1 pseudogene is annotated in these 480 nt (G+C 64.6%); it reads right to left on the bottom strand.

Annotation, left to right across the window (positions count from 1 at the left end):
* Positions 1-95 precede the first annotated feature (95 nt).
* Positions 96-480, bottom strand: a pseudogene (otsB, locus tag CDV44_RS27130) (trehalose-phosphatase); the annotation flags it as partial.

Consider the following 480-nt stretch of genomic DNA (forward strand, 5'->3'; position numbering starts at 1 on the left):
CTTGAGCGCATCGAACACGCCGATGGCCAGACCGCCAGCGGTAGGTTTGCCTTCTGTGATCGGGGCAACTCGGTTCGACACGATGACTAAGCGGCTCATACTCCATTCTCCTGTGAGGGTTGGCGCGGGGAGGTGTGGCGCAACGTCAGCAACCAGGCCGTCAGCGCTTCCGGCGACGGCAAACGATGGCGGGCACAAGTCTCTCCGTCGCCGATCTTGATCGTGATGCCACCCAGCGCATTCACGTCGGCAAATCCGGCCTCGTCGGTCAGGTCGTCGCCCGCAAACAGCGGCGTTCGCCCGGCAAACGGGGTCTCCTTCAGTAGTGTGGTGATGGCGCGTCCCTTGCTGACGTGGCGAGGCCGCAACTCGAAGACGAACTTGCCGGGCTGCAGCACGAAGCTGTCGGCGTGCAGATCGGCCAGCGCGCGCATTGTGTCGCGAGCCACGCTCGCCAACTCGGCGCGCTGCGGTAGTGCA

It is taken from the genome of Pandoraea sp. PE-S2R-1 (assembly GCF_002179865.1).
Lineage (GTDB): Bacteria > Pseudomonadota > Gammaproteobacteria > Burkholderiales > Burkholderiaceae > Pandoraea.